Origin of the sequence: Micromonospora sp. WMMD558 (genome assembly GCF_049315255.1) — a bacterium.
In the GTDB taxonomy this organism is placed as follows: Bacteria; Actinomycetota; Actinomycetes; order Mycobacteriales; family Micromonosporaceae; genus Micromonospora.
Map to the genome: position 1 here is coordinate 5,872,821 of NZ_CP186061.1, position 21,228 is coordinate 5,894,048.

Sequence of the window (21,228 nt, forward strand, 5' to 3'; positions counted from 1 at the left end):
CCTCGCGATTACTAGTCCAGCAACTGGTCGACTCGCACGGCATTGCGCTCGGCGTCGCGGTGCGCCGGCAGGACCCGGCCGAACAGCTGCCGCGTACGGGCGACGCTGCCCATCACGCCGGGGCGCTGGGAGTAGGCGAAGATCGCTGAGTGCCGGGCGGTGGCGCCGCGCACCGCGCTCACCCGGTGCAGCGCGTACCGGCCCTTGAACAGCTGGAGGTCACCGGGGCGCAGGGTCAGGGCCCGCACCGGTGAGCGGTCGGCGCCGGTGAGCACCGAACGGACGGCGTCGAAGTTCTCCGCGCCCGCCGAACGGATGTTCGGGCAGTACTCGAAGACGCCGCCCTCCTCCGGCTCCTGGGTCAGCATGCTGACGGTGAACTCGTTGGTGTCGAAGTGCCACGGGTGCTCCATGCCGGGCTGCACGACGTTGAGCACCAGTCCGGACAGCGGGTCGGCGAGTTCGTGCAGCTCCGGGAGTTCGAAGCAGGCGGCGACGAAGCGCACGAACGACGGGTCGGTGTAGAGCCGGTGGATGACACTGTCGGTGGGGATCCGGTCGCGCGGGACGAACGCGTTGCCGCGCCGCATGACGATGCGGCCCGGGTGCAGCGCCGGCAGGTCGTCGTCGAACGCGATGTTGTAGACGTTGGTCTCCTCAACGTCGTAGTACGCCAGCGGGGCGACCCCGGCACCCTCCCGCCGCAGCGCCTCCCAGCTCGTCGGCAGAATGAACTCCGGCAGCACGCTGCACCCGAGTTCGCGCAGTTCGGCGCGGGTTTGCGAAACGACGCGTTCCCATGCGTCGCTTCCCGGGTCGGCCAGTGGATAGCGCACGGTGTCCACGATATTCATTGGACGGATCCCTTCTTCAATGGTGGCGGCATGAAGAAATTGTGGAATCCTAACAAGATTCACCGGCGTCTAGCCCAGTGTCGGTTACATTGTTCACAGCGCCGCACCGGAGCGCGGCCCGCTGGATGAGCCCAACTACTGGTAGTCGGCCGCGCCGACGTCTACGGCACCGACGTCGACCTCGACGTGATCCGCGCGTGGTGATCGTGGCGGAGCCTGGTGGCGGCCCGCTGGCTGGTCGAGCACGGCTTCGACCCGTCCCTGCCCGGCTGTGAGTGGACCTGCTGAGATCCCGGGGTCCGCTACAACGCCGTCCGTCACGGCGAGGCGGATCACGAGTGGACCACGACGTCCCAGCGCCCACACGGTGAGCCCGAGGCAACAGAGCGCCGTCCCGGTGATCGTGACCGCTGTCCAGCCGCCCGCGGACCAGAGCGTGGTCGCGGCGGCGGAGCCGATAGCAGCGCCGATGAAGTTGCCGGTGGCTAGCGCCGTGTTGAGCCGGCTGCGGGCCTCGTGGGAGAGGGCGAACAGCCGCGCCCGGTTGAGAAGGGCCTGCGTCTGGAGGGCGACATCGATCATGACGATCGCAATGATGATCAGTACGACGGACCGGCCGGCGAACGCCGCGACGACGAAGGCGCCGAGGGCCACGACCCAGGCCGCGCCGGTGGCCGGAAGCGACCAACCGCGGTCGTGCAGACGACCGCCGTGCAGGCCGGAAAGGACACCAGCGAGGCCAGCCAACCCGAACATCCCGATCACCGCTACCGGGTACCGGAACGGTGGGCCGCTGAGCAGGAATGTCAGCGCCGTCCAGAACAGCGAGAACACGGCGAACCCGGTGGCGGCCAGGGCCAGCGTCCATCGGGCCGCCCGCTCGCGCATGACCACCTCGCCGACCGAGGCGATGAGCTGCGGGTATGGCATGCGTGTCCGCGGTGCCAGCGGTGGAATCTCGCGGTAGAGCAGGACCGCGAGCAGGACGGCGACGACCGCGGCGAGGGCGAAGACCGTACGCCATCCGGCGGCGCCGGCGACGAAACCGCTGATCGTGCGGGAGGCCAGGATACCGGTGAGGGTCCCGGACCCGACGGCGCCGACGATCCGACCGCGGTGAGCGTCGCCGGCCAGGTCCCCGGCGAGCGGTGTGAGGAGCTGCCCGGAAATCGTCGTCACGCCGAGCACGCCCAGTGCGAGAAGGAGTACGCCGATCGACGGCGCCAGCGCGCACAGCAGCAGTGCGGCGGCCGAGGTCAGCAGCATCACCGGGACGAACCGACGGCGGTCCAGGACGTCGCCGAGGGGCACGAGCAGCAGCACGCCGACGGCGTACCCGACCTGCGTCGCGGTGACGAGCCAGCCGGCCGTCGCGGTCGCGGCGCGTAGATCGCCTGCGATGAAGCCGAGCAGCGGCTGCGCCCAGTACAGGTTGCCGATGGCAGCTCCCGCCGCCACCGCGAACAGGAACGTCAGCCGGCAGCTCATCGCCTCCGACGGTTCTCTGCGGGGTGCTGCCACCCTGCCACGCTAAGGCGCGGAATCAAGGCGGATGGCCCAGCGAAGGCCGAAGCGTGGCGGGGCTGCATCCGCCGGGATGCCCACATCTGTCCCGGCACCGTTCAGCCGGGCCCGGACAGGTCGACACGCGGCCAGCGGCATGAGCGGACTCTGTCCTGCTCGTCGGTCAGCTTCGCGTAGCCCGATGGACATGGCTGCGCAGGAAGGCGACTATCTCGCGGCGCGCCGGCCGGGCGGCCGGTACCAGGCCTGGAGTGCTCAGGAATGTGTGGGTGGCCCTCGGGTAGCAGGTCAGGCGAACGTCGGTGCCGTCCTCACGAAGCCGGTCGGCGTAGCGGCGTCCCTGATCGGCCAGCGGATCCAGTGCGGCTGTGATGACCAGTGTCGATGGCAGTCCGGCGAGGTTGTCGAACTTGACGGGTGACACACTGCGCGGGTCGAGGGTGGGTGGCACGCTCAACTTGCGGGTTGCGCGTAGCCGGGACACCGACAGGGTGGGGTTGTCGGCATTCTCCGTGATCGAGGAGTACTCGGTCATGCTCTCGGTCCAGTCCGTGCCCGGGTAGATCAGCGCCTGTGCGCGCAGCGGCGGGCCGTCCTTGCGGGCACGCAGGGCGATTAGTGCGGCGATCGTGCCACCCGCGCTCTCGCCCATGACCGCGACGGCTGCGGGATCGATGCCCCAACGGGTGGCGTCGTCGACGAGCCGGACGACGGTGTCGTAGCCGTCGTCGATCGGCTGGGGCAGCGGGTGCTCCGGGGCGAGGCGATACTCCACCGAGACGACCACCGCCGGGCACTGGGCCGCGAGGTGGCTGTTGAGCCAGTCGTTCTGAGCTGCGGTGCCCGCGAAGAAACCTCCGCCGTGGAATGAGACGATCAACGGCAGGCTCCGGCGGGCGTCCTTCGGGCGGTGTACCCGCAGCATCAGGCGGCGGCCTGGAAGATCGATCGAGGTTTCCTCGATGCGCGCGCGGCGGTCCGGCAGGCCGGTGATCATTCGTGCGGCACGAGACGATGCCGCGCGGTTGGTCTTCTCGCGCGCGGCGATCACCTGATCGTTGGTCAGAGCCTCCCAGTCCTGGGTGTCCTTGAGGATCCGGGTGCCCAGTGGAGCCTTGCCTCTCATGGTGTCCTCCGGGATGCAGACGCTATGAGCTCACTGTCACAGTCGGTGCTTGCCGGTGGATTGGACGAATGTCAGGCGCGGACTTCACACGGTCTGACGTCAGGGCCGGGCAGGCCAAGCGACATCGTCGACGGCGAGGAACGGCGCGCTTGCCACGGTCGCGGGCGTCGCCCCGGTGAAGGTCATGACGTCGCGGTGCAGGTGGGACTGGTCGGCGTAACCGCTGTCTGCCGCCACCGCTGCCGCGCTGTGACCCGCGGCGAGGCGATGGGCCGCATGATCGAACCGGATGAGTTGGGCGGCACGCTTGGGGGTGAGACCGATCTGGGACCGGAACCGGGCCCACAGCCGCTTGCGGCTCCATCCGACCTCGGCTGCCAGCCGCTCGACCCGCACCTGCCCCCGGCCGGTCACCATCCGCCGCCAGCAGTAGGCGACTTCCGCATCGACCGCGCGGCCCGCGTCGTGACGTCGGGCCAGCGCCACCTCGGCGATCGCGAACCGGTCGTCCCAGGATCGCGCGGCGCGCAGCCGCTCCTGGATTCGCGCCGCGTCGCGCCCCCAGAGGTCGTCGAGGGCTGTCACGGCCCCGCTCAGCTCCGGCGCGGCGCCCAGGACCGCGTGCGCGATCACGGGTGACAGCCGCACCTGAAGGCACGCGAAGCTTCCGGCCTGGCCTCGTCCTCGAGCACCATGGGGAGGCGCGAGTCCGGCGGTGACGCAGCCTCGCTGTTGCTGTCCACTGCCGTCGTCGACGACAAGCGGTTGGTCGCCGAGGTCGAAGATCACCATAAGCGCGGGGTGCGGCACAACCTCAACCTCGACAAGGGTGTCAGCCCGATCGCTGAACCCCGCCATAGTGGCCCCTGCCAGCCGGCCCGGTCGTGATGGGACCGCGATATCCCAAGCAGGCAAACCGACGCGGACCGGCTCGGCAGATCGCACACCACGATGGTACGTGTCACCTCGACCGGCTCCGATTCAGAGCGTCCGCTCGTCGGCCAAGTGACTGCTTACGGCCCGGTCAGGTGCGCCTATGTGGAGCAGCGGGTGTCGGTGGGCCGAACGCTACCCGGCCGTCGCGGTCAAGCCCTCGCCTCCGCGGCCGTCGGCGATGAGCGCTTCGATTTTCGCTGCCACCTCTGGTAGCCCCCCATCGCTGAGCCGTCGGCCCGCCCGCAGTTCGATGAGGTGGCGAACGACTGTCAGATGTTCCGTGAGGTCTGCGGGGCCCGCAGGGTAGATGCCCTGTTGCATCTCCGAGACGGTGGCGGGAACCGCCGCAACGACGTGGCCGAGCTGCGTACTCGCCGTGCGAGAAAACTCCAGCACATTGATGCCAGCCGCGCGTGCCGTTTCAAGGGCTCGTAGCAGGCCGAGCTGGGCGTCGTACCACACTCCGAAGAGGGCGAGGTCCCAGACCGCGGCCGCTTCCGGCGCTTCACCGACGAAGCGTGGCTTGCTCAGCAGCTCGAGGGTCGCCCTGTGTTGCTCGAATGCTTCGGGGGATCCGCTGTACAGGATGGTTGCGGCATCGGTGCCGATCACCTCGGGCGAGGCTTGGATCCCCGCGTCGATGTATTGCGCGCCTAGGCCAGCGACCCGCTGGGCAGCCAGCCGGGCTTCGCTGGCGCTACCCGTGTACATCCCGACGATGGTCTGCCCCGACAGGTCCATGTCGAGCTGGCCAAGGCACTGCTCAACCGCCGCGTAGTCCTTGAGGGTCAGGAAGACCAGGGTGCTTGATGACACCGCCTCCCGGACGGATCGCGCTGGCAGCGCCCCCGCGACCACCAGGTCCCTCGCCCGGCCTTCGGTACGGTTCCACACCGTGACGTGGCGCCCATCTCCTAGCAGTCGATGTACCACCGCACCACCGATGGCCCCTGTGCCAATGACTGCGATCCTGGGTGCTGACTTCCCGACGTCGACCATGGCTCGATCTTCGAACATGAACCTTGCTTTAGGTCAAGCCGGCGCCCGCTCGATGAGCAGGCCGGCGGGCGACGGGTGCGGTTCGGTTGGACCGGGGCTCGGCCTCGATCGCGTCCGGATGCACGTACTGGACCATCTCGATGCGACCGCGGCCGCCGGGCGTCTGGAGCACGGACCGTACGGGTGAGTGCGTGTCCGAGGTTGCGGAGGGGCTTCGGTGCGTGTGTCGCCGGCGGCCGTCGGCCGCTACGGACCTGCCGGCCCGAAGGCCTCGGACGTCGACGAGCCGGCCACATCCGTTTGCCAGGCCTGCTGCGCCTCGACCACCCGAATGTGCCGGTAGGCGAACCACAGCGGTGGGAACGCCCCGACAGCGAAGGACAGGTCCACCACCGTCCAGAACCATGGGATCTCCCGGACCGGTCCACAGATCAGCGCCAGCGGCACGATCCCGGCGCAGGCGATCATGCCGACCTGGACCACCCACACGTTGCGCACCGGGTCGCGCAGCGGCCCCCAGAACGCCACCGCGAGCACCAGATGAGCGAACGCGAGCCAGTCCGTCCCGTACCGCATGAACGGGTACCGGTCTCCGGTTTCCACCAGCCCGACGTGGACCCGCTCGACCCAGCCGACCAACGCCGGCACCTCATCGGCGAGCGGTTCGACCGCCCGCAGCAGCCAGCGCACCTCGATCTCGAGCGGGAACGCGGTCACCCCGCTCAGGAACAGCCCCACCACCACGACCCACAGCCAGCCACGGGTCCGCCGCAGGCGCTCGTCGACATCCATCCCGGCAGGGTAGCGATGAGCTGACCACCGCATGGCCCGGGCGCGGCTCGGCCCGCATGTAACGGCTACGTGCCCCGATATTGGCCCATGGATGGCCTGGGGTGGCCGGGGTTCTCGGGTAGCCCTCGTGGTGCCTGACCGAGGAGATCCCCCAGCCCCCGTCCGCCGAGTTCCGAGGCCGGGGTTCGGGGCGGAGTCCGATGGTCCAACCGCCCGCTAGGCTCCTCGCCTCAACGTCAGAGTGCGGGAGCGTACGTGATCAAGCTGTTCAGGACCAGGAAATCTACCTGCCGCTGTCGGCCCCAGTGGCCGGCGCTGGTGACGGAGATGAACGGTCATGTCATGCCGTGCCAACCATCCGAGCATGGCAGCCCGATGACGAAGCTTCTGGAGCTGTCCGCCCGGTGCGCCGAGTGCGCCTACGCCTACGCCTACGCCAAGGGCGAGGCTGAGGCGGTTCGGAAGCGTGCCGATCCGCGCTCAGCGGATCTGATGCACGATCGACGGGTCGGTGATGCGGTGGTCGTCGGCCAGTAGGAGTGCTTTGGACAGCACAACGGCCAACATGTCGTCGCCCTCGAACGGCAAGAAGCGGACTCCGGTCGGTTTCGTCGCTCGCGCTGGAACGATGCAGAGGTACTGGTCGTTCGGCGACATCAGGATGTTGCCGCTGCCCACATGGATTCGATACGTGCGCTTCTGGCCGTTGACCACCAGGTAGTTGCCATCGAGCCTCGCCCGGTCCCTGATTTTCAGCTTGGGTAGCAGGTGTTCGATGACGTGCCGGCGGATCTGTCCGTTGGCGCTGAGGTCACCGAAGGCGACGCTCTGCCAGTAGGCGAAGTGGCGGTCCGCGCCGCGGTCGAACCAGGTCGGGTCGGTCGCGATCGAGGCAACCCCGATGAACAGGTCGACGTCGCGCATGGCCTCGGAGAAGACCACCGGCGGGACGTCGGCCAGTGGAACCGGTTCCCGGTCCTGCCCGCGGAGTCGCTGGAACCGCACCTGGTCTGTGGTGCAGTACTGGACCGTGTGGCCGTCCTCGTCGCCGGCCGGCTGGTGGAAGAACACGGCACGCAGCCCGTGGGACGCGAAGTCCCGTCTCGCTTCGCCGTCGTAGCCGCCGTCCCAGCCCCCGAGGTAGTTGGTAGCCCAGCGGCGCTGTTTCATCAGCGCGTACGTCTGCTGGTAACGCAGCACGTGCGCCGCGAACCGGTTGGAGTAGATGCGGGTCCCCTCCTCGGCGGGGGTCAGCAGGTAGACCTCACGGAATGCCTGCTTGAACGGCTGGGTCAGCTCCCGGGCCAGGATGTGGGCGCGCCAGGCACGGACCTCGTCGGGGTCGGCGGTGGCGGGGTGCCAGACCCTGACCCGTGCGTGGTCGCTCGGGTCAATCACGTCGCCGTTGGCGAGCGTGAACCGGCCGTCCGCAGCGGGAAACGCCGCCACGCTCCGGCCGGCATCGGTGACGAGCCACAGGAGCCGGTTGGCGAGGCTGCCGGTCACCGGATGATTGGCGTAGCGCTGCCGCCACGTGTCCAGCGGCCACTCGCGGTCCTCGACGAGCAGGTCCTCAAGCCGGTCACGCTCACCGGCGATCAGCTTTCTCAACTCGGCGGTGTCGCGCTTGAGCGCGCGGACCAGATCCGGGTCGACGTGAGCGGGAGGTCGGACGCTCCTTCGACCATCGTGCTCCCAGACCAGAGTCACCTTCGCGGATTCGTCGATGGCGAGGACGGCGGTCACATCACCGTGGACGATCCGGCGCTTTCCCTGCCGGTCGAGACCGGCGTCGGAGATGGTCCGTTCGGTCAGCTCCGAGCGGCTGATACCGGCGGTGGCGGCCGCCTCGTCGAGGGCGGTCGCGATCTGGGTGAGCTCTCCTCGGTCGCGGGTCGTGCGCTGCAACTGGACCAGCCCGGCGATCGCCGCGGCGTCGCCGCGTCGGCCGAGTACCGCGATGCAGGTGTTGAGCACCTTGGGTTCGGGTCCGGAGGCGTGTAGGGCCAGCACCAGCGGCGTCAGCCATGGCTCACCGCTGGCGGCCGCAGCCCACAGCAGCCCCCGGGCGAGGTCCGCATTGTTCGGACCGATCCGCTGCGGGAACTGGAACCCCCACGACTCCACTTCGGCGGGCTCGCAGGTGTGCGCCAGTTCGAGCAGCTCACGTACCAGGGCGACCACGCGAGGCCGGTCGGCCAGCAGTTCGCCGGTCCGCTTGAGCCATGTCTTGCTCGGCCGCGGACCCGAGGGAATCGTCCCGGCGTGTGCCAGCAGGTTGGAGACGACGTCCACGTCCGCGGTCACCGCCGACAGCCGCTCGACGGCCACCCGGCTCCAGCCGTCCTCGACGTGGATGACACCGGTCTGGACCTTGCCAGGAGTAGACGGGGAAGCGGACTCGATCAGCGCCCTCAGCCGCAGCCGCAGACGAGCCCGATCACCTGAGCCGTACCAGCCCGCGTCCACTTGCCGCAATGCCTGCTGGAAGCTGTCCACGCAATGCGTCCGTTCGGCAGGGTCGAGCTGCTCGGCCGCGGCAGCCGCAGCCTTGAGCACAGTGATGTCGGTCGGGTACGCCGCGTCAATGGTCAACGCGAAGAGAAGCCGGACGTCGCCGGCCGTCCAGGGCAGCAGACGCCGGTTCAGGTCCAGAAAGAGCCGCGCGCCGCCCCAGCTCCAGCCCCGGAACGCCGATGCCCGATCGACCAGGACAACATAGAGCGACAGGGCTCGTTCGTCGTCAAGCGTCGGCAGGACGTGCCGACGCAGGCGGGCTACCACCTCGTTATCGTCGAAGCGCACGCCCTGGATGAGGTCACGTGCCTGCTCCCGATGCCTGGACAACGGTGACGACATCATCCGCCCACCAGCGCGACCAGCCGGACGAGCTCAGTCGGCCGGACCAGGCCGCCGAACCGCTCAGTCGGCTGCGCGATAGTCATCAACACGGGCGGGAGCATAGAACCGCACACCGACATTCGAGCCACCTCGCGGCAGCAGGCCTGCCTCCGAGCCTTATGACACGGGCTAACAGCACGACGGTCGCCCGGGCCGGTGGGGCCCGCATGACCGGCGTGAGGTGCCCTGGATGGCGTGGCGCGATGAGTCGCGCGGCGTTGACAGGTCAATCCTGTTGAGGAACCCGCAGGCACGACACGGAAGGCACTGACATGCCGACACTGATGGTTTGGGCTTGACCCGATTCGACGGACAGGGTCGGTGTGTTGATCTTCAGGCTACCTTGAGGGCGGGTAGCAGTTGGACGCTGGCGCCGTTTTCGTAGGCGGCGGGGCTGAGGTAGCCGAGGCTGGAGTGTCGGCGGCGGGTGTTGTACCACCCTTCGATGTACTCGAATATCGCCTGCCGGGCCGCGATGCGGGTGGGCCAGGACTGCCGGTGAATGAGTTCGGTTTTGATGGTGGCGAAGAACGACTCGGCCACCGCGTTGTCCCAGCACTGCCCGCTCCGGCCGACTGACAGCCGCACGCCGTGCCGTTTCGCGAGGCGGGCGTGCTGCGCGCTGGTGTATTGACAGCCGCGATCGGAGTGGAAGGCCAGGCCGTCACCGGGCCGGCGGCGTCGTAGCGCGTCGGTCAGAGCGGCGTCGACCAGGTCTGTCTTGAGATGGTCGGCGACGGCCCAGCCCACGACACGCCGTGACGCGAGGTCGATGACGGTGGCCAGATACAGCCAGCCTTCCCAGGTGTTGATGTACGTGATGTCGCCGCACCAGCGGGTGTCGATCGCTGCCGGGTCGACGGCGAAGTTTCGCTTGACCAGGTCGGGCCGGGTCGCCGCGGTCGGGTCGGGGATCGTGGTGACCCGCCACCGGCGGGGGCTCTTGCCGCGGATCCCGGCGGCGCGCATCCGGCGGGCGATGCGTTTACGGCCGTGCCGCAGACCGGCGTCGGCGAGTTCGGCGTGGATGCGTGGTGCCCCGTAGGTGCCGTTCGACGCCGCGTGCACCTCGATGATCTTCTCGGTGAGCTGTTCGTCGACGCGGGCCCGGGTGCTCTGCTCGCCACGGGAGTAGTAGGCGGATCGGGAGACCTGAAGTAGCTCGCACGCGCGCTTGACGTTGTGCTTGCCGGCCTGCTCCGCCTCGATGAACGGGTACACGTTCACCGGGTCTCCCTCGCGAAGAAAGCCGTCGCTCGTTTCAAAATGTCGACGTCCTGCTGCAGCCGCCGGTTCTCCTGCCGCAGCCGGGCCAGTTCCGCCCGCTCGTCGCTGGTCAGCCCGTCCGACCGAGTGCCGGCGTCGAGCTCGACCTGCTTGACCCATTGCCGGACCGCGGTCTCGGTCAGATCGAAATCCCTCGCGACCTGCCCGACCGTGCGATCGCCGCGCTGACACAACTCGACGATCTCGGCCTTGAACTCGGGCGTGAACGCCCTCCGAGGCCTCGACCGCTTCTTACCCACGCTCTCCATGATGCTGGACATCCTCCCGGAGACCCCAGGTCCCCTGATCTCGGATGTCCGTCAAATCGGGGCAGGCCCAGTTGACCACATCACCTCCCTCGACGGGTACGGTGCGGCCGAGGGCTGGCCGGGCCTGTGGGGCCCGGGGGCCACCGGGTGGTGGTGTTCCCCGTCGTCAACGGCGTGACCGGCAGGGACCGGATCTACGACGGATGGCCGGACGTGGCGCTGCGGATGGTCGACTCGCGCACCTTCGACGGCAGGCTCCAGCTCTTGGAGTTCGTTCCCACCGTCCTGACCGGTCCCCGGGGTCGTCGGCGACGGACTGACAACCGCACCCGTACCGTCTTCAACACCGTCGAAACCCCATCCTTCGATCACGGCCGGAACCTCGTGCCGGCCGTGCCTTGACATAGGAGAGCATCCATGTCCATCAGACTCGACAACGTCGGCATCGCCGTCCGCGACCTGGAAGCCGCCATCGCCTTCTTCACCGACCTCGGCCTGACGGTGCTCGGACGCGCCCGGATCAGCGGCGAGTGGGCTGACACCGCCGTGGGTCTGGACGGCAACACCGCCGACATCGCCGTGCTCCAGACGCCCGACGGCCGCGGTCGCATCGAGATGTTTCAGTACGTGCACCCGGACGCGATCGAGGCCGAGCCCGTCCAACCGAACACCATCGGCATGCATCGCGTCTGCTTAGCCGTGGACGACATCGACGCCGCCCTCGAGGTCGCCGCCAGGCACGGCTGTCACCCGCTCCGCGGCGTCGCCACGTACGAGGACGTCTACAAACTCACCTATCTCCGCGGTCCCAGCGGCATTCTCGTGATGTTCGCCGAAGAGCTGCAGAAGGCGGACTGACCGCGAACCCCTGGGCCCGGCTGGTGTCGGGCCGGCTGGGTTGCCCGGCCGGAGAGCCTCGCAGTCCAGCGCGACAGGCAGGCCAGGCGGGCACCACAACGGCGATGCGCCGAGCTACGTCCGCTATCGCTGGCCGGAAGAGGATCGTTGGAACTGGAGCGGCCCGTGGCAGCGGCGGCACGCTCGCAACCAGTTGGAACCAGCCGGAAGCACCTGCCTCCTCGCTGCTCTGTCCGAAGGAGAGGTCGTCATCGCCGGTCGTCGTCGGTCGGCTCGGCTGCATCAGCGGTGTTGGTTCTTACTCCGCCGGGCGCGCTTGCGCCCGGCGGGGCCGCCAGTCTTGGTAGCGGAGCGTTCAGCTGGCCGCCGGGGTGAACCTGAGGGTGTTGTTCGCGCGTCATGGTTGGCTTCGGGTCGACCGGCCAGCATGCAGAGCACGGCGACAACGACGAAGACGACCATCCCGAGAATCCACACGCCCTCGCTGTCGGTGAGCTCCTCAGGCAGGCGCGGGTCGACCAGGCCCTCGGGATCCTGCACCACCGTGACACGTTGCCCCACTGAGCCTTCCGGGTTGTCCGAGGCGCCAATGCTGCTCCCTGGCCATTGCCCCAATTCGCCGGGGATACGGCGTCCGCCCGGATCCGCAAGGGTGTAATAAATGTGGCGACCCTTCTCCCCACCGTCCCGCAGGGCGACGACGGTGGCGTCGACCTTTTCGCCACGATGCGCGAGCACCGCCGACCACAGTCCCGTGGCAGCCATGAACATGAGGAAGGCACTGACCAGCCAGGCCATGACCAGCAGGCCCATGCGGGGAGGTGGCGCGCTCACCAGCACGGCCCCCATCAGGGCGCCGCACCACAGTAGCGTGCCAGGCAGGACCACGATGTCGGCTCGGATCCAGGTTGTTCCCGCCAGGGCGCCGACCGCCCCGGCGACGGTGAATGCCGCCAGATACGCCGTGCCCAGCGGGTTCACCCACCGAAGACCACGCGGTGGCTGCATGGCCGGCAGCATAGGCCCGGTGGGCAACGGCTCGGGCATCGCGCCTCGGGAAGGGTTCAGCCCTGCGACTGTGCAGCCGCTGGCCGTCGGGCGGGTTGGCAGCAGGGATTGGAGCCATGTCAGGCTGGTGCTGGCGGCGCGGCCGAAGCGCCGGTACAGCCCTCCCCACCATGGCCGCCAGCCTCAGCGGTGCAGAGCTGGCTGGCGGCGCGCTTCCGGCCTCCGCAAGCGAGCGATCTTGTGGGCAGATTTCCCTACGCGGTAGCTCCGCTTGATGGGTTACACGATGTCCCGTCCGCTGGCTACCGGCTGTGCGGCCTCCGGTCGGAGCCCCTCGACCGATGGCCGACCGCTAACCGACGAGGCTCTTGGCCATGATGTGCTCGCGGCGCACGCCGTCGGGCATGAGGTCGCCGGGTTCACCCGTGTCACGGAAGCCGTTTCGCTGGTAGAGGGCCCAGGCGTTCGTGTTGCCCTCTACAACGGCCAGCCGCAGCGTCCGCGCGCCCACCAGCCGGGCCCACTGCTCGACCGCCCGCACGAGGTGGTCGCCCACGCCCTGGCCGCGTCCCGCGGGTGCCACGTACATCGAGATCAGCTCCACGACCCCGTCGTGGTCGGTGGGCACCCCGCTGGCCATCCCGACGGCTTGCCCGTCGAGCATGGCCAAGATGTTGTACGAGCCGGGGATAACCAGTCGCCCGCGCCAGCGTTCTTCCCGGTCGCCGTCACCCTGCCAGTCCGCCAGCTGGGCGCCGAAGGCGTACCCGGCCTCCGCCAGCGCAGCGAGCCGCAGTTCCCGCCACATCTTCCAATCGCCCTCGCCGAGCACACGGGTATTGATCATGCGGAGAGCGTTCCGCAGGCGTGGCGGGCAGGCAACCCGGTATCCGGTGACGCGGTGTGACGTCTAGACGAGTGATTCCCAACTCTGGGTTGAGCGGCGTGGCAGGTTGACCAGCGCAAGTAGAGAGGGCATCGATGGTCGTTTGTGAAGACAGACCTCGACACCCTCTTGACCGCACTGTACGTGCTTATCGACGACCACGTCATCCCGCCCGGCCGCAAAGGCCCGGGCCGGCCGAAGCGACTTTCCGAGGCCGAACTGGTCTGCCTGGCCGTGGCTCAGGTGCTGCTGGGCGCCCGCTCCGAGCACCACTGGCTGCGGATCTGCTACGGCCGTCTCGGGCATCTGTTTCCCTACCTGCCCAAACAGCCCGGCTACCACAAGCGGGTCAAGGCCGCCGCGCCGCTGATCTGCCGAACCACGATGTACCTGGCCGGGCTGTGCCCCACCATCGGCGACCAGCTGCGGCTGCTGGACGCCACCCCGGTGCCGTGCGGCACCTCTCGGTCCACCGTGCAGCGCTCCGCGCTGGCCGAGATCGCCGGCTACGGCTACTGCGCGTCGCACTCGCGCTGGTACTGGGGCCTGAAGCTGTACCTGTTGACCACCGCCGAAGGGCTCCCGCTGGCGTGGTGCCTGGCCGACCCGAAGATCGGCGAACGCGAGATCGCCGAGGACCTGCTCGACTACGCACGCGAACTGGGCGCTCTGGCACCGGGCATGGTCGTGCTGGCCGACAAGGGCCTGGCTGGCAGGGCGATCGAACGCTACTGCGCCGAGCAGGTCGAGGTGCTACTGGCCAGGCCGGACCGCAAGGACGAACGGCGCCGTTTCGGCAACCTCGCCGGGGTCCGGCAGTGGATCGAGTCGGTCAACCAGACCCTGAAAGGCCAGCTCAACCTGGAAGGACACGGCGGTCGTACACCGGCCGGGGTGTACGCCCGCGTCGCCCAACGGCTCCTGGCCATGACCGCCGCGATCTGGCACAACTGGCGCATAAACGCCGACGTCAAACGCTCCCTGACCGCGTACGACCACTGATCCATTCGGAATCACTCGTCTAGGCCCTGTCAGACGGCGAACTGTCACCTGTCATCCGACACTGAAGATCAGCCGCCGGTCCGTGTGGTTGCCGCACCTGGCGGTTGTCCGACGGATCGCCGAAGCGGATTACCCGGGGCTCAGGTTCCCGGGATGGACTTCTGAACGAGGCGTTCACCGCCGGCTGTGACCGGCCGCCCTGGCACGAACATCGGTGTTCATCGTGACGGCCTGACGCTCAGACTGCCCGCCAACGGTTACGACGAACGGGTCCGGTACGCAGATCTACCTCTGGCGGTTTGCAGATCCGGATCGACGAATCGCCCGAGCGTGTCCGGAAGCGGCTCGGTGACTCTCTCGACGGATGATGCACCTCGGCGATCGAGGCAGGCAGGAACGCCCACGTCGTCAGCGCGAGTTCAGCCTCTGTCGGCTCGAACGTCAGGCAGGTCGAGGTAGGCCAGCAGCCGGAAGATCCCGGCCAGGTGTTGCAGGTCATGCCAGAGCACCGGAACCTCGTTCGCGTTGCTGAGGCTGGTCCGGCTCCTTCAGGACCTGTCGGTCCTGACTGCCACTGCGGCCCTGGCTCGGCGGACGAGGCGCTCCGTGCGGATGCGTTCTGCGCCGGCCCGGTCAGCGGGCCGCTGACTCTCGTCCCACGATCCGCGATTTTCCCCATCACGCCGGCCCTCTGCCCAAGATCGCCATCGGTCGTCTTTCCGCAGGCAGTGCTATACGGTCAGCGGGTGAGAATCGAGCGTCACTGGTGGAACGGGGACCGGAGTCTGCGGGGGCGTCGCGACGTCTACATCCGCACCGACGGCCAGCGATGGGAAGTAGAGGCGCAGACCGGCGGCGTCGCAGGCAGGTCGAAGCTACACCCCTGTCCGAGTCGGGTGGCGGCGCAGATCCTCGCCGACGCATGGCTGGGTGGTCGCCCGGAGTGGCGGGAACTGGCGCCCTGACAGTGGACGTCAGAAGCACTCCTGGCAGACCTCCCGGCCGTCGGGCTGCGCGGCGAGCTGACTGCGGTGGTGCACCAGGAAGCAGCGCGCGCATCGAAACTCGTCCGCTTGCACCGGCACGACCGCCACGGTCAGTTCCTCGCCGGACAGGTCCGCGCCGGGCAACTCGAAGTTCTCGGCAGCCTCAGCCTCATCGAGGTCGACTGTCGCTGACTGCGCCGCCGCGCCGCGCGCCTTGAGTTCCTCCAAGCTGTCCTCTTCAACCTCAACGGCGGGTCGGCGCGGTGCGTCGTAATCGATGGGTTTGCTCATCGTGATGGCCTCTCCGGCTTGGTTGATGAGTGTCACGACGGTAGACCGCAGGGTCATGTCGTGGCGCTCATGACAGCGCTGAAGGGTAGCTCGCCCTTGGATGCGGGTGCGCGCCACCGTGCCAATGAGTGCGACCGGGCTGCTGTACGGGCAGCAAAAAGGCCACCCCCGAAGCCCGGAAAGTGGCCTTTGACCTGCGTGGACCATACTTGGCAGAATCCGAACCATGATTCAGCAGCTCATGGGCCTGCAGTAGCCGTTTCGGCGGTTCGACGGCGCGCTATGGGCCAACGATGACCAGGCTGGTCGACGGCTAGCTGACGGCGCCGGTATCAGCGAGATCAAGGACATCGGACGGGCGTCAAGCCGGTCTGTCTCAGGCCACAACGCTTTCCTTGTCCAGGCTGTGCCGGCAGGTGCCCCCTGCCGGCACAGCCAGTGACCGCAGCACGTATCAGGGCTTGAGGATCAGCCGGATGGGGCTGCCCTCCTTCTTCACCAGCCGTTCGACCCCACGGGGTGCCTCGGACAGCGGAAACACATCGGTGATCGACCCGGAGAGATCGAGACGGTGGTGGCCCACCAGCGAGACCAACTGCTCGACGTGCTCGGGCACGCTGCCGTAGTGGCCGCGGACCTGTTGCCTGAGGTAGCTGAACAGGGTGCTCTGGTGGATCGTCAGCGGCTGGGGTGACAGTCCGACCAGAACCAGCCGGCCCTCGATGGCGAGCACCTGCTGGGCCTGGGTCCAGACCGGCGGGACACCAGCCAGGTCGAAGGCGAAATCGAGGCCGCGTCCGCCGGTGATCCGGCGTACCTCGTCGGCGAAGTCGGCGGCGCCGGGGTCGAGGACGTGGTCGGCGCCCAGGGCGAGAGCCCGGGCCCGGGCATCCGGGATCGGGTCCACGGCGACGATCGGAGCGGCCCCGACGAGACGCAGCAACTGGACGGCGTGGGCGCCCAGTCCGCCCAGACCCCACACGCCGACGGCCTGGGTGGGACGCACGTCGGCGGTGCCGACGATCGCCGCCCACGGGGTGGAGACGGCGTCGGGGATGATCGCGGCCTGCTCGAGGGGAAGGTCGTCGGGCACGCCGACAAGGGTGAAGTGGTCGGCGATGGCGTACTCGGCCCAGCCGCCGTCGTAGTCGACCCCGCGGGTCAACGGGTGCTGGCACTGCGCGACCCGCCCGAGGAGGCAGGGCGGGCAAGCGCCGCAGGGCTGGCCGGCCTGCAACAGCACGCGCCGCCCGACCTGCCATTCGGCGGGCACCTGCGCCCCGACGGCGTCGATGACACCGGCGACCTCGTGCCCCAGGGTCACCTTGTCGACCCCTGTCTCCAGCCGCAGGCTCCCGTCGATGAGGTGAACGTCGGACAGGCAGATGCCGGCCGCGGCGACCCTGATCCGCACCTGGCCCGGCCCCGGCTGCGGGACGGGTACCTCCTCCATCGCGAAGTCGCCCGTCTTGTAGTCGAGTCGGCCGGCGAGCATGGTGGACATGCCATTCTCCTTGTCTCGCGGTGCGTGCGGTGGCCCCACCGCGCGGGGCTTGGGTGTGTCGGATGCGGCGACCCGCGCCGCGCCGTCGGGGCGGTCAGGCGAAGACATCCTGCTGGTAGCGCCCGTCGGCCTCGAGTTGGTCGAGCCACTTCTCAGCGTCGTCGCCGCTGCCACCGGCGTGGCTGCGGTAGATGTCGGCCAGCGCCTGGCGTACCGACGGGGCCATCCGCCGGCCGTCACCGCAGACGTAGACGTGGGCACCGTTCTGCAGTGCGTCCCAGATGCCGTCGCCGTCGGCGGTGATGGCGTCCTGGACGAACCGGTACGGGTGGTCCGGCACAGTGGAGAACGCCAGGTGCACCTCGGCGACGCCGGCCTGCTCCCAGGCCCGCATCTCGTCGCGGTAGAACCAGTCGTGCTCCGGGTGCCGGCAGCCGTAGAACACCTTCGACAGGCCGACCTGGACACCGCCCGCCTGCTGGGCGGCGCGCTCCTGAAGGAAGCCGCGCAGCGGAGCGAAGCCGGTGCCGGGGCCGACCAGGATCATCGGCGTGGCCGGGTCGGCCGGCGGGTGGAACGGCGGGGACGGGACGCGTACGTAACCGAAGAACACGTCCCCGGGCCGCAGCCGGGCCAGGTACTGGGAGGCCAGCCCCCGGTACTCGCCGTCGCCGGAGAGCGCCGGGCCCTCCACCAGGCCAACGGTCAGTCGCGGCCGGTTCGGCTCCACCATCGCAGCCGACGAGATCGAGTAGAAGCGCGGCCGGATCGGCCCGGCCACCTCTAGGAAGACGGCCAGCGGCAACTCGACGGCGGGGAACCGCTCCAGCAGGGTGAGCACGGAGACCCGCTTGCCGAGGATCTCCTCCTGGTAGCGCCGGCTCGCCTCGTCAGTGTCGTCGAGATACCCCTGAAGCTGGGTGGCGGTCCACGGGCACTGGGTGTGCTCGGCCAGCGCCCGCAGGTGCGCACGAGTGGCTACTTCCTGCAGCTCGACAAACTCTGTCAGCAGCAGCTCCGCGGTCACCGGCTGGCCGATCGGCAGGTGGGTCCCGGTGCCGCCGTCCTCGCGGCGCAGCCGGACCACCTGGTCACGGGGCACCCGCAGCAGCCGCAGCGCCCGAGCCACCAGTTCCGGATTGTTCTTGCCGAAGACGGCCAGGTGGTTGCCGGTCTCGTAGCCGACCCCCTCGGGCAGTTCCACGGTGATTGACAGCGCCTGCGGCCGAGGCGCCTCCACGCTGAAGTCCCACAGCCCGGTCGGATCGCCGACCAGCTCCTCGCTGGCCACCACCGTGATCGGGTATGCCTTCTCGGAGACCACCGCCGGGCGTACCTCCGCCTCGCTGAGGACGTCCAGCGACAGCTGTGTTCCGGTGGCGGTGGTGTCCGCGCCGTACTGCTCGGCCAGAGCCGTCCACAGTCCGGCCAACCACGTGGTTGCCATGCCGTCGAAGTCGCCGTTTGCGTCGACCTCGCCGCGCGGCACGATCGGCGTGGCGCCGGCCGCCAGCAGCGCCGCCTCCACCCGCTTGGGGAAGGCCTGGTAGGTCAACCAGTGCGTGTTGCCGTTGCCCAGCACCGCGAACCGCACCTGCGACATCGATCCGGCCGTCAGTCCGCCGGCGGCGGCGAGGGCGTCGAAGCGCTGGGCGTTGTCCGGGGCCTTGCCGTTGTAGCTGGGCGTGACCACGACCAGGATCCCGTCGCTGGGCGGGTTGTCGGCCAGCTCGTCCAAGGTGAGCAGAGTGGTGTCGAAGCCGGACTGCTCAGCCCGGCCGGCCAGCTGGCGGGCCAGATCCTCCGACGAGCCCAGGTTCGAGCCGTACGCGACGCGCAGCGTGACGCCGACGGCGTTCACCGCGGCCGCTGGCGCCTGCGGCTCCTGCGCCGCCCGCACCTCGGTGCCGAATCGCTCGTACGGCTGGCGGGAGCGAACCCGCAGCAGGAAGTTGTCCGGCTTGCGGGTGAGCGTCTCCTTGACCTTGATCTGGTAGTCGTTCGGGTCGGTGATCGCGAACTGCTGCAGGACCAGGGCCAGCGCGAGCCGGGCCTCGGTGAGGGCGAACTGCCGGCCGATGCAGGCCCGCTCGCCGTTGCCGAAAGGCTTGTAGGCGTGCGGGTGGTGCTGGGCGATGTTCTCCGGCAGCCACCGGTCGATGTCGAACTCGGTCGGCCGGTCCCATGCCTTGGGGTGCTTGTGCAGCGCCGGGATCACGACCATCACCTGCTGGCCCTTCGGCAGTGCGTACCTGCCGCCGATCACCGTGTCCTCGTACGGTGCCAGGGCGATCGCGGGGATGGGCCCCCACAGGCGCAGGGTCTCGTCCAGGATTCGCGGGATCACGTTCAGCTTCATGATCGTCTCGTAGCTGGGCACCGTGTCACCGGGCAGCAGCCGGTCGACCTCCGCGTACGCCTGGGCCAGCACGTGCGGGTTGCGCAGCAGCTGGTACAGGGCGTAGGAGAGCAGACCGCTGGTGGTCTCGTGGCCGGCGATGAGGAACGTCACCACGTTGTTGCGGATGTTCTCGTCGGACAGCGGCTCGCCGGTCTCGGGGTCGACCGCGCTGAGCATGAGGCTGAGCAGGTCGCGGCGGTCATCGCCGCCACCCGCGCGGCGCTCGCGGATGACCTCCTCGACGATGGACTGCATGACGCGAACGTTCTCCTCGAAGGTCCGAATCTGCTTGCGCCGCATCGCGGTGACGAAGGGTGGTTGCTTCAACCGCCCCATGGCCTCGTTCAGCGAGTCGGCCAAAGCCTGCAGGAACGGGTGGACCTCTTCGCTGCTGAAGGAGTTGAAGCGGTAGTCGAAGCCGGTCAGGCCGATCGTGTCGAGGGTCAGGCGGGTCATGTCGCCCACGACGTCGAGGTCCTTGCCCTCGTTGCGCCGCCACTTGTCGACCAGCGCGTCGGCAACCTCGAGCATCTCGGGGAAGTACGACTTCATCGACCGCTGGCTGAACGCCGGCATCAGGATCCGGTGGGCCTTACCCCAGTTGGGCTCGTCCCGCCTCGCGGTGAACAGGCCGTCGCCGGCGATCGCCCGCACGTCACTGTGCGGCTTGTCGATCGGCTTGTAGAAGCGCGACTCGTCGCACAGCTCCGCCACCAGGTCCGGGTCGGACACAAGGACGAGTTCGCGACCGGGCAGCGCGAGCCGGTAGATCCCTTCGGGGAACCGACCGGCCGTCTCCTCGAAGAAGGCGGCCGGCCCGTCGGACGGGATCTGCAGCGCGTTGCCGACGATCGGAACCCCTCGCGGGGCGGGGATGGACGTGAGGTTGCTCGACACGTGGACTCCTTTCCTGAGCACTGCCGGCGGCGCCAGCCAGTGGATCCGGTGTCAGGACGCCAGCCATACACCGTATGGCTGCTGCTACCATACGGTGTATGGCTACCACTGGACAGGCCGTAGGCGGCCGAGGAGACGCACGTCTCACCGAGCAGGGCATCTACAACGCCGCTCTCCGGCTGATCGACGCCGACGGGATCGGTGCGCTGAGCATGCGAAAGCTGGCCGCACTGCTCGGGGTGAATCCCATGTCGCTCTACCACCACGTGCCGAACAAGGCCGCGCTGCTACGGGGCGTCAAGAATCTCGTCGCCGCACAGTTCCAGCCGCCCGTCGACGGCGGGAGCTGGCAGGAACAACTGCACCGGTTTGCGAAGGACTTCCGGGCGTTGGCGCACCGACACCCCAACCTCATCGTGCACAGTCTGGCCAGCCCAGACTTCATCGAGCCCGAAGACCCCTTCTGGACGGGACTGATTGACATCCTCAGCCGCGCAGGCCTGCCGCCCACCCAGGTTGCCCCGATCGGAGCAGTCCTCTCCAGCCTCTTTTCGGGCTTCCTCCTCGCCGAGAGCAACGGAACCCTTGGTCGCCTCGCCGCCATGCAACCCAGTGCCCCCGGGTCGGGCGCTCCATCAAACGCGGACATGGACGGGGCCGACAGCTTCCAGTTCGCGGTGCAGACCCTCATCGCGGGCCTCGAAGCGCGCCTTCCCTGACGCCCGCCG

The 21,228-nt window shown here is 68.8% G+C and carries 20 protein-coding genes; 6 read left to right on the top strand and 14 right to left on the bottom strand.

The genetic code is table 11. The features are described from left to right. Positions 1-11: 11 nt before the first annotated feature. The 6 genes from ACN26Y_RS27830 to ACN26Y_RS27855 form a co-directional block, all read right to left on the bottom strand. A complete protein-coding gene (locus tag ACN26Y_RS27830) occupies positions 12-854 on the bottom strand; it encodes a HalD/BesD family halogenase (RefSeq protein WP_155333106.1) in 843 nt (280 codons plus the stop codon). 135 nt (positions 855-989) lie between these two features. Beyond that, positions 990-2,375: an MFS transporter gene (locus tag ACN26Y_RS27835; RefSeq protein ID WP_422733780.1), complete on the bottom strand. Its 1,386-nt coding sequence runs from the start codon at positions 2,373-2,375 to the stop codon at positions 990-992. Positions 2,376-2,541: 166 nt separating this feature from the next. After that, complete coding sequence (locus tag ACN26Y_RS27840; RefSeq protein ID WP_196255713.1) at positions 2,542-3,504, bottom strand: alpha/beta hydrolase; 963 nt, start codon at positions 3,502-3,504, stop codon at positions 2,542-2,544. Between the two features lie 99 nt (positions 3,505-3,603). Further along, on the bottom strand, positions 3,604-4,362 hold the full coding sequence (locus ACN26Y_RS27845) for a helix-turn-helix domain-containing protein (RefSeq protein ID WP_422733781.1): 759 nt from the start codon (positions 4,360-4,362) through the stop codon (positions 3,604-3,606). A gap of 210 nt (positions 4,363-4,572) precedes the next feature. After that, positions 4,573-5,439 carry an NAD(P)-dependent oxidoreductase gene (locus ACN26Y_RS27850; RefSeq protein WP_196255714.1) on the bottom strand — a complete coding sequence of 289 codons (867 nt, stop codon included), beginning with the start codon at positions 5,437-5,439 and terminating at the stop codon, positions 4,573-4,575. Positions 5,440-5,685: 246 nt separating this feature from the next. Beyond that, a complete protein-coding gene (locus ACN26Y_RS27855) occupies positions 5,686-6,231 on the bottom strand; it encodes a hypothetical protein (protein ID WP_422733782.1) in 546 nt (181 codons plus the stop codon). A gap of 255 nt (positions 6,232-6,486) precedes the next feature. On the opposite strand from ACN26Y_RS27855, the gene ACN26Y_RS27860 reads away from it, so the two are divergent. After that, entirely contained in the window at positions 6,487-6,768 is a 282-nt protein-coding gene (locus ACN26Y_RS27860) for a hypothetical protein (protein WP_155333110.1), read from the top strand. Here the strand turns inward: ACN26Y_RS27860 and ACN26Y_RS27865 are convergent. The 3 genes from ACN26Y_RS27865 to ACN26Y_RS27875 all read right to left on the bottom strand — a co-directional run bounded on the left by ACN26Y_RS27865 (position 6,712) and on the right by ACN26Y_RS27875 (position 10,658). Continuing rightward, positions 6,712-9,036 carry a DUF4132 domain-containing protein gene (locus ACN26Y_RS27865; protein ID WP_422733784.1) on the bottom strand — a complete coding sequence of 775 codons (2,325 nt, stop codon included), beginning with the start codon at positions 9,034-9,036 and terminating at the stop codon, positions 6,712-6,714. The two genes, ACN26Y_RS27860 and ACN26Y_RS27865, sit on opposite strands and share 57 nt — an antisense overlap. Positions 9,037-9,465: 429 nt before the next feature. Continuing rightward, the gene (locus ACN26Y_RS27870) at positions 9,466-10,359 is read right to left on the bottom strand and encodes an IS3 family transposase (protein ID WP_422733785.1); all 894 of its coding nucleotides are present in this window, start codon (positions 10,357-10,359) and stop codon (positions 9,466-9,468) included. Then, positions 10,356-10,658: a transposase gene (locus ACN26Y_RS27875; RefSeq protein WP_422733786.1), complete on the bottom strand. Its 303-nt coding sequence runs from the start codon at positions 10,656-10,658 to the stop codon at positions 10,356-10,358. Before ACN26Y_RS27875 ends, ACN26Y_RS27870 begins: the two co-directional genes overlap by 4 nt. Before the next feature lie 156 nt (positions 10,659-10,814). Between ACN26Y_RS27875 and ACN26Y_RS27880 the strand changes: the two genes are divergently transcribed. Together ACN26Y_RS27880 and ACN26Y_RS27885 are read left to right on the top strand one after the other, a co-directional pair. Next, a complete protein-coding gene (locus ACN26Y_RS27880; protein WP_230688804.1) occupies positions 10,815-11,069 on the top strand; it encodes a hypothetical protein in 255 nt (84 codons plus the stop codon). A 15-nt stretch (positions 11,070-11,084) separates the two neighbouring features. Further along, positions 11,085-11,525, top strand: a complete 441-nt coding sequence (locus tag ACN26Y_RS27885; protein ID WP_155333112.1) for a VOC family protein — start codon at positions 11,085-11,087, stop codon at positions 11,523-11,525. 282 nt (positions 11,526-11,807) lie between these two features. On the opposite strand, the gene ACN26Y_RS27890 is transcribed toward ACN26Y_RS27885, so the two are convergent. Together ACN26Y_RS27890 and ACN26Y_RS27895 are read right to left on the bottom strand one after the other, a co-directional pair. Beyond that, positions 11,808-12,533: a DUF3592 domain-containing protein gene (locus tag ACN26Y_RS27890; protein WP_155333113.1), complete on the bottom strand. Its 726-nt coding sequence runs from the start codon at positions 12,531-12,533 to the stop codon at positions 11,808-11,810. Positions 12,534-12,885: 352 nt separating this feature from the next. After that, entirely contained in the window at positions 12,886-13,380 is a 495-nt protein-coding gene (locus ACN26Y_RS27895; RefSeq protein ID WP_155333114.1) for a GNAT family N-acetyltransferase, read from the bottom strand. Between the two features lie 144 nt (positions 13,381-13,524). Between ACN26Y_RS27895 and ACN26Y_RS27900 the strand changes: the two genes are divergently transcribed. Next, positions 13,525-14,421 carry an IS982 family transposase gene (locus ACN26Y_RS27900; protein WP_155331462.1) on the top strand — a complete coding sequence of 299 codons (897 nt, stop codon included), beginning with the start codon at positions 13,525-13,527 and terminating at the stop codon, positions 14,419-14,421. A gap of 746 nt (positions 14,422-15,167) precedes the next feature. Further along, a complete protein-coding gene (locus ACN26Y_RS27905) occupies positions 15,168-15,386 on the top strand; it encodes a hypothetical protein (RefSeq protein WP_155333115.1) in 219 nt (72 codons plus the stop codon). 9 nt (positions 15,387-15,395) lie between these two features. Here the strand turns inward: ACN26Y_RS27905 and ACN26Y_RS27910 are convergent, their stop codons facing one another. The 3 genes from ACN26Y_RS27910 to ACN26Y_RS27920 all read right to left on the bottom strand — a co-directional run bounded on the left by ACN26Y_RS27910 (position 15,396) and on the right by ACN26Y_RS27920 (position 20,500). Next, the gene (locus ACN26Y_RS27910) at positions 15,396-15,698 is read right to left on the bottom strand and encodes a DUF4193 domain-containing protein (RefSeq protein WP_155334328.1); all 303 of its coding nucleotides are present in this window, start codon (positions 15,696-15,698) and stop codon (positions 15,396-15,398) included. 454 nt (positions 15,699-16,152) lie between these two features. Further along, on the bottom strand, positions 16,153-17,202 hold the full coding sequence (locus tag ACN26Y_RS27915) for a zinc-binding dehydrogenase (protein WP_155333116.1): 1,050 nt from the start codon (positions 17,200-17,202) through the stop codon (positions 16,153-16,155). A 94-nt stretch (positions 17,203-17,296) separates the two neighbouring features. Then, positions 17,297-20,500 (bottom strand): bifunctional cytochrome P450/NADPH--P450 reductase, encoded by a 3,204-nt coding sequence (locus tag ACN26Y_RS27920; RefSeq protein WP_155333117.1) that lies wholly within the window; start codon positions 20,498-20,500, stop codon positions 17,297-17,299. A gap of 98 nt (positions 20,501-20,598) precedes the next feature. On the opposite strand from ACN26Y_RS27920, the gene ACN26Y_RS27925 reads away from it, so the two are divergent. After that, positions 20,599-21,219 (top strand): TetR/AcrR family transcriptional regulator, encoded by a 621-nt coding sequence (locus ACN26Y_RS27925; RefSeq protein ID WP_196255716.1) that lies wholly within the window; start codon positions 20,599-20,601, stop codon positions 21,217-21,219. The last annotated feature ends 9 nt before the right edge of the window (positions 21,220-21,228 follow it).

Excerpts from the sequence above, each read along its gene's own strand:
- ACN26Y_RS27895 (WP_155333114.1), bottom strand. The coding sequence starts at position 13,380 with ATGATCAATACCCGTGTGCTCGGCGAGGGCGATTGGAAGATGTGGCGG.
- ACN26Y_RS27885 (WP_155333112.1), top strand. The coding sequence starts at position 11,085 with ATGTCCATCAGACTCGACAACGTCGGCATCGCCGTCCGCGACCTGGAA.
- ACN26Y_RS27855 (WP_422733782.1), bottom strand. The coding sequence starts at position 6,231 with ATGGATGTCGACGAGCGCCTGCGGCGGACCCGTGGCTGGCTGTGGGTC.
- ACN26Y_RS27830 (WP_155333106.1), bottom strand. The coding sequence starts at position 854 with ATGAATATCGTGGACACCGTGCGCTATCCACTGGCCGACCCGGGAAGC.
- ACN26Y_RS27850 (WP_196255714.1), bottom strand. The coding sequence starts at position 5,439 with ATGGTCGACGTCGGGAAGTCAGCACCCAGGATCGCAGTCATTGGCACA.
- ACN26Y_RS27840 (WP_196255713.1), bottom strand. The coding sequence starts at position 3,504 with ATGAGAGGCAAGGCTCCACTGGGCACCCGGATCCTCAAGGACACCCAG.
- ACN26Y_RS27925 (WP_196255716.1), top strand. The coding sequence starts at position 20,599 with ATGGCTACCACTGGACAGGCCGTAGGCGGCCGAGGAGACGCACGTCTC.
- ACN26Y_RS27845 (WP_422733781.1), bottom strand. The coding sequence starts at position 4,362 with ATGGCGGGGTTCAGCGATCGGGCTGACACCCTTGTCGAGGTTGAGGTT.
- ACN26Y_RS27910 (WP_155334328.1), bottom strand. The coding sequence starts at position 15,698 with ATGAGCAAACCCATCGATTACGACGCACCGCGCCGACCCGCCGTTGAG.
- ACN26Y_RS27915 (WP_155333116.1), bottom strand. The coding sequence starts at position 17,202 with ATGTCCACCATGCTCGCCGGCCGACTCGACTACAAGACGGGCGACTTC.
- ACN26Y_RS27890 (WP_155333113.1), bottom strand. The coding sequence starts at position 12,533 with ATGCAGCCACCGCGTGGTCTTCGGTGGGTGAACCCGCTGGGCACGGCG.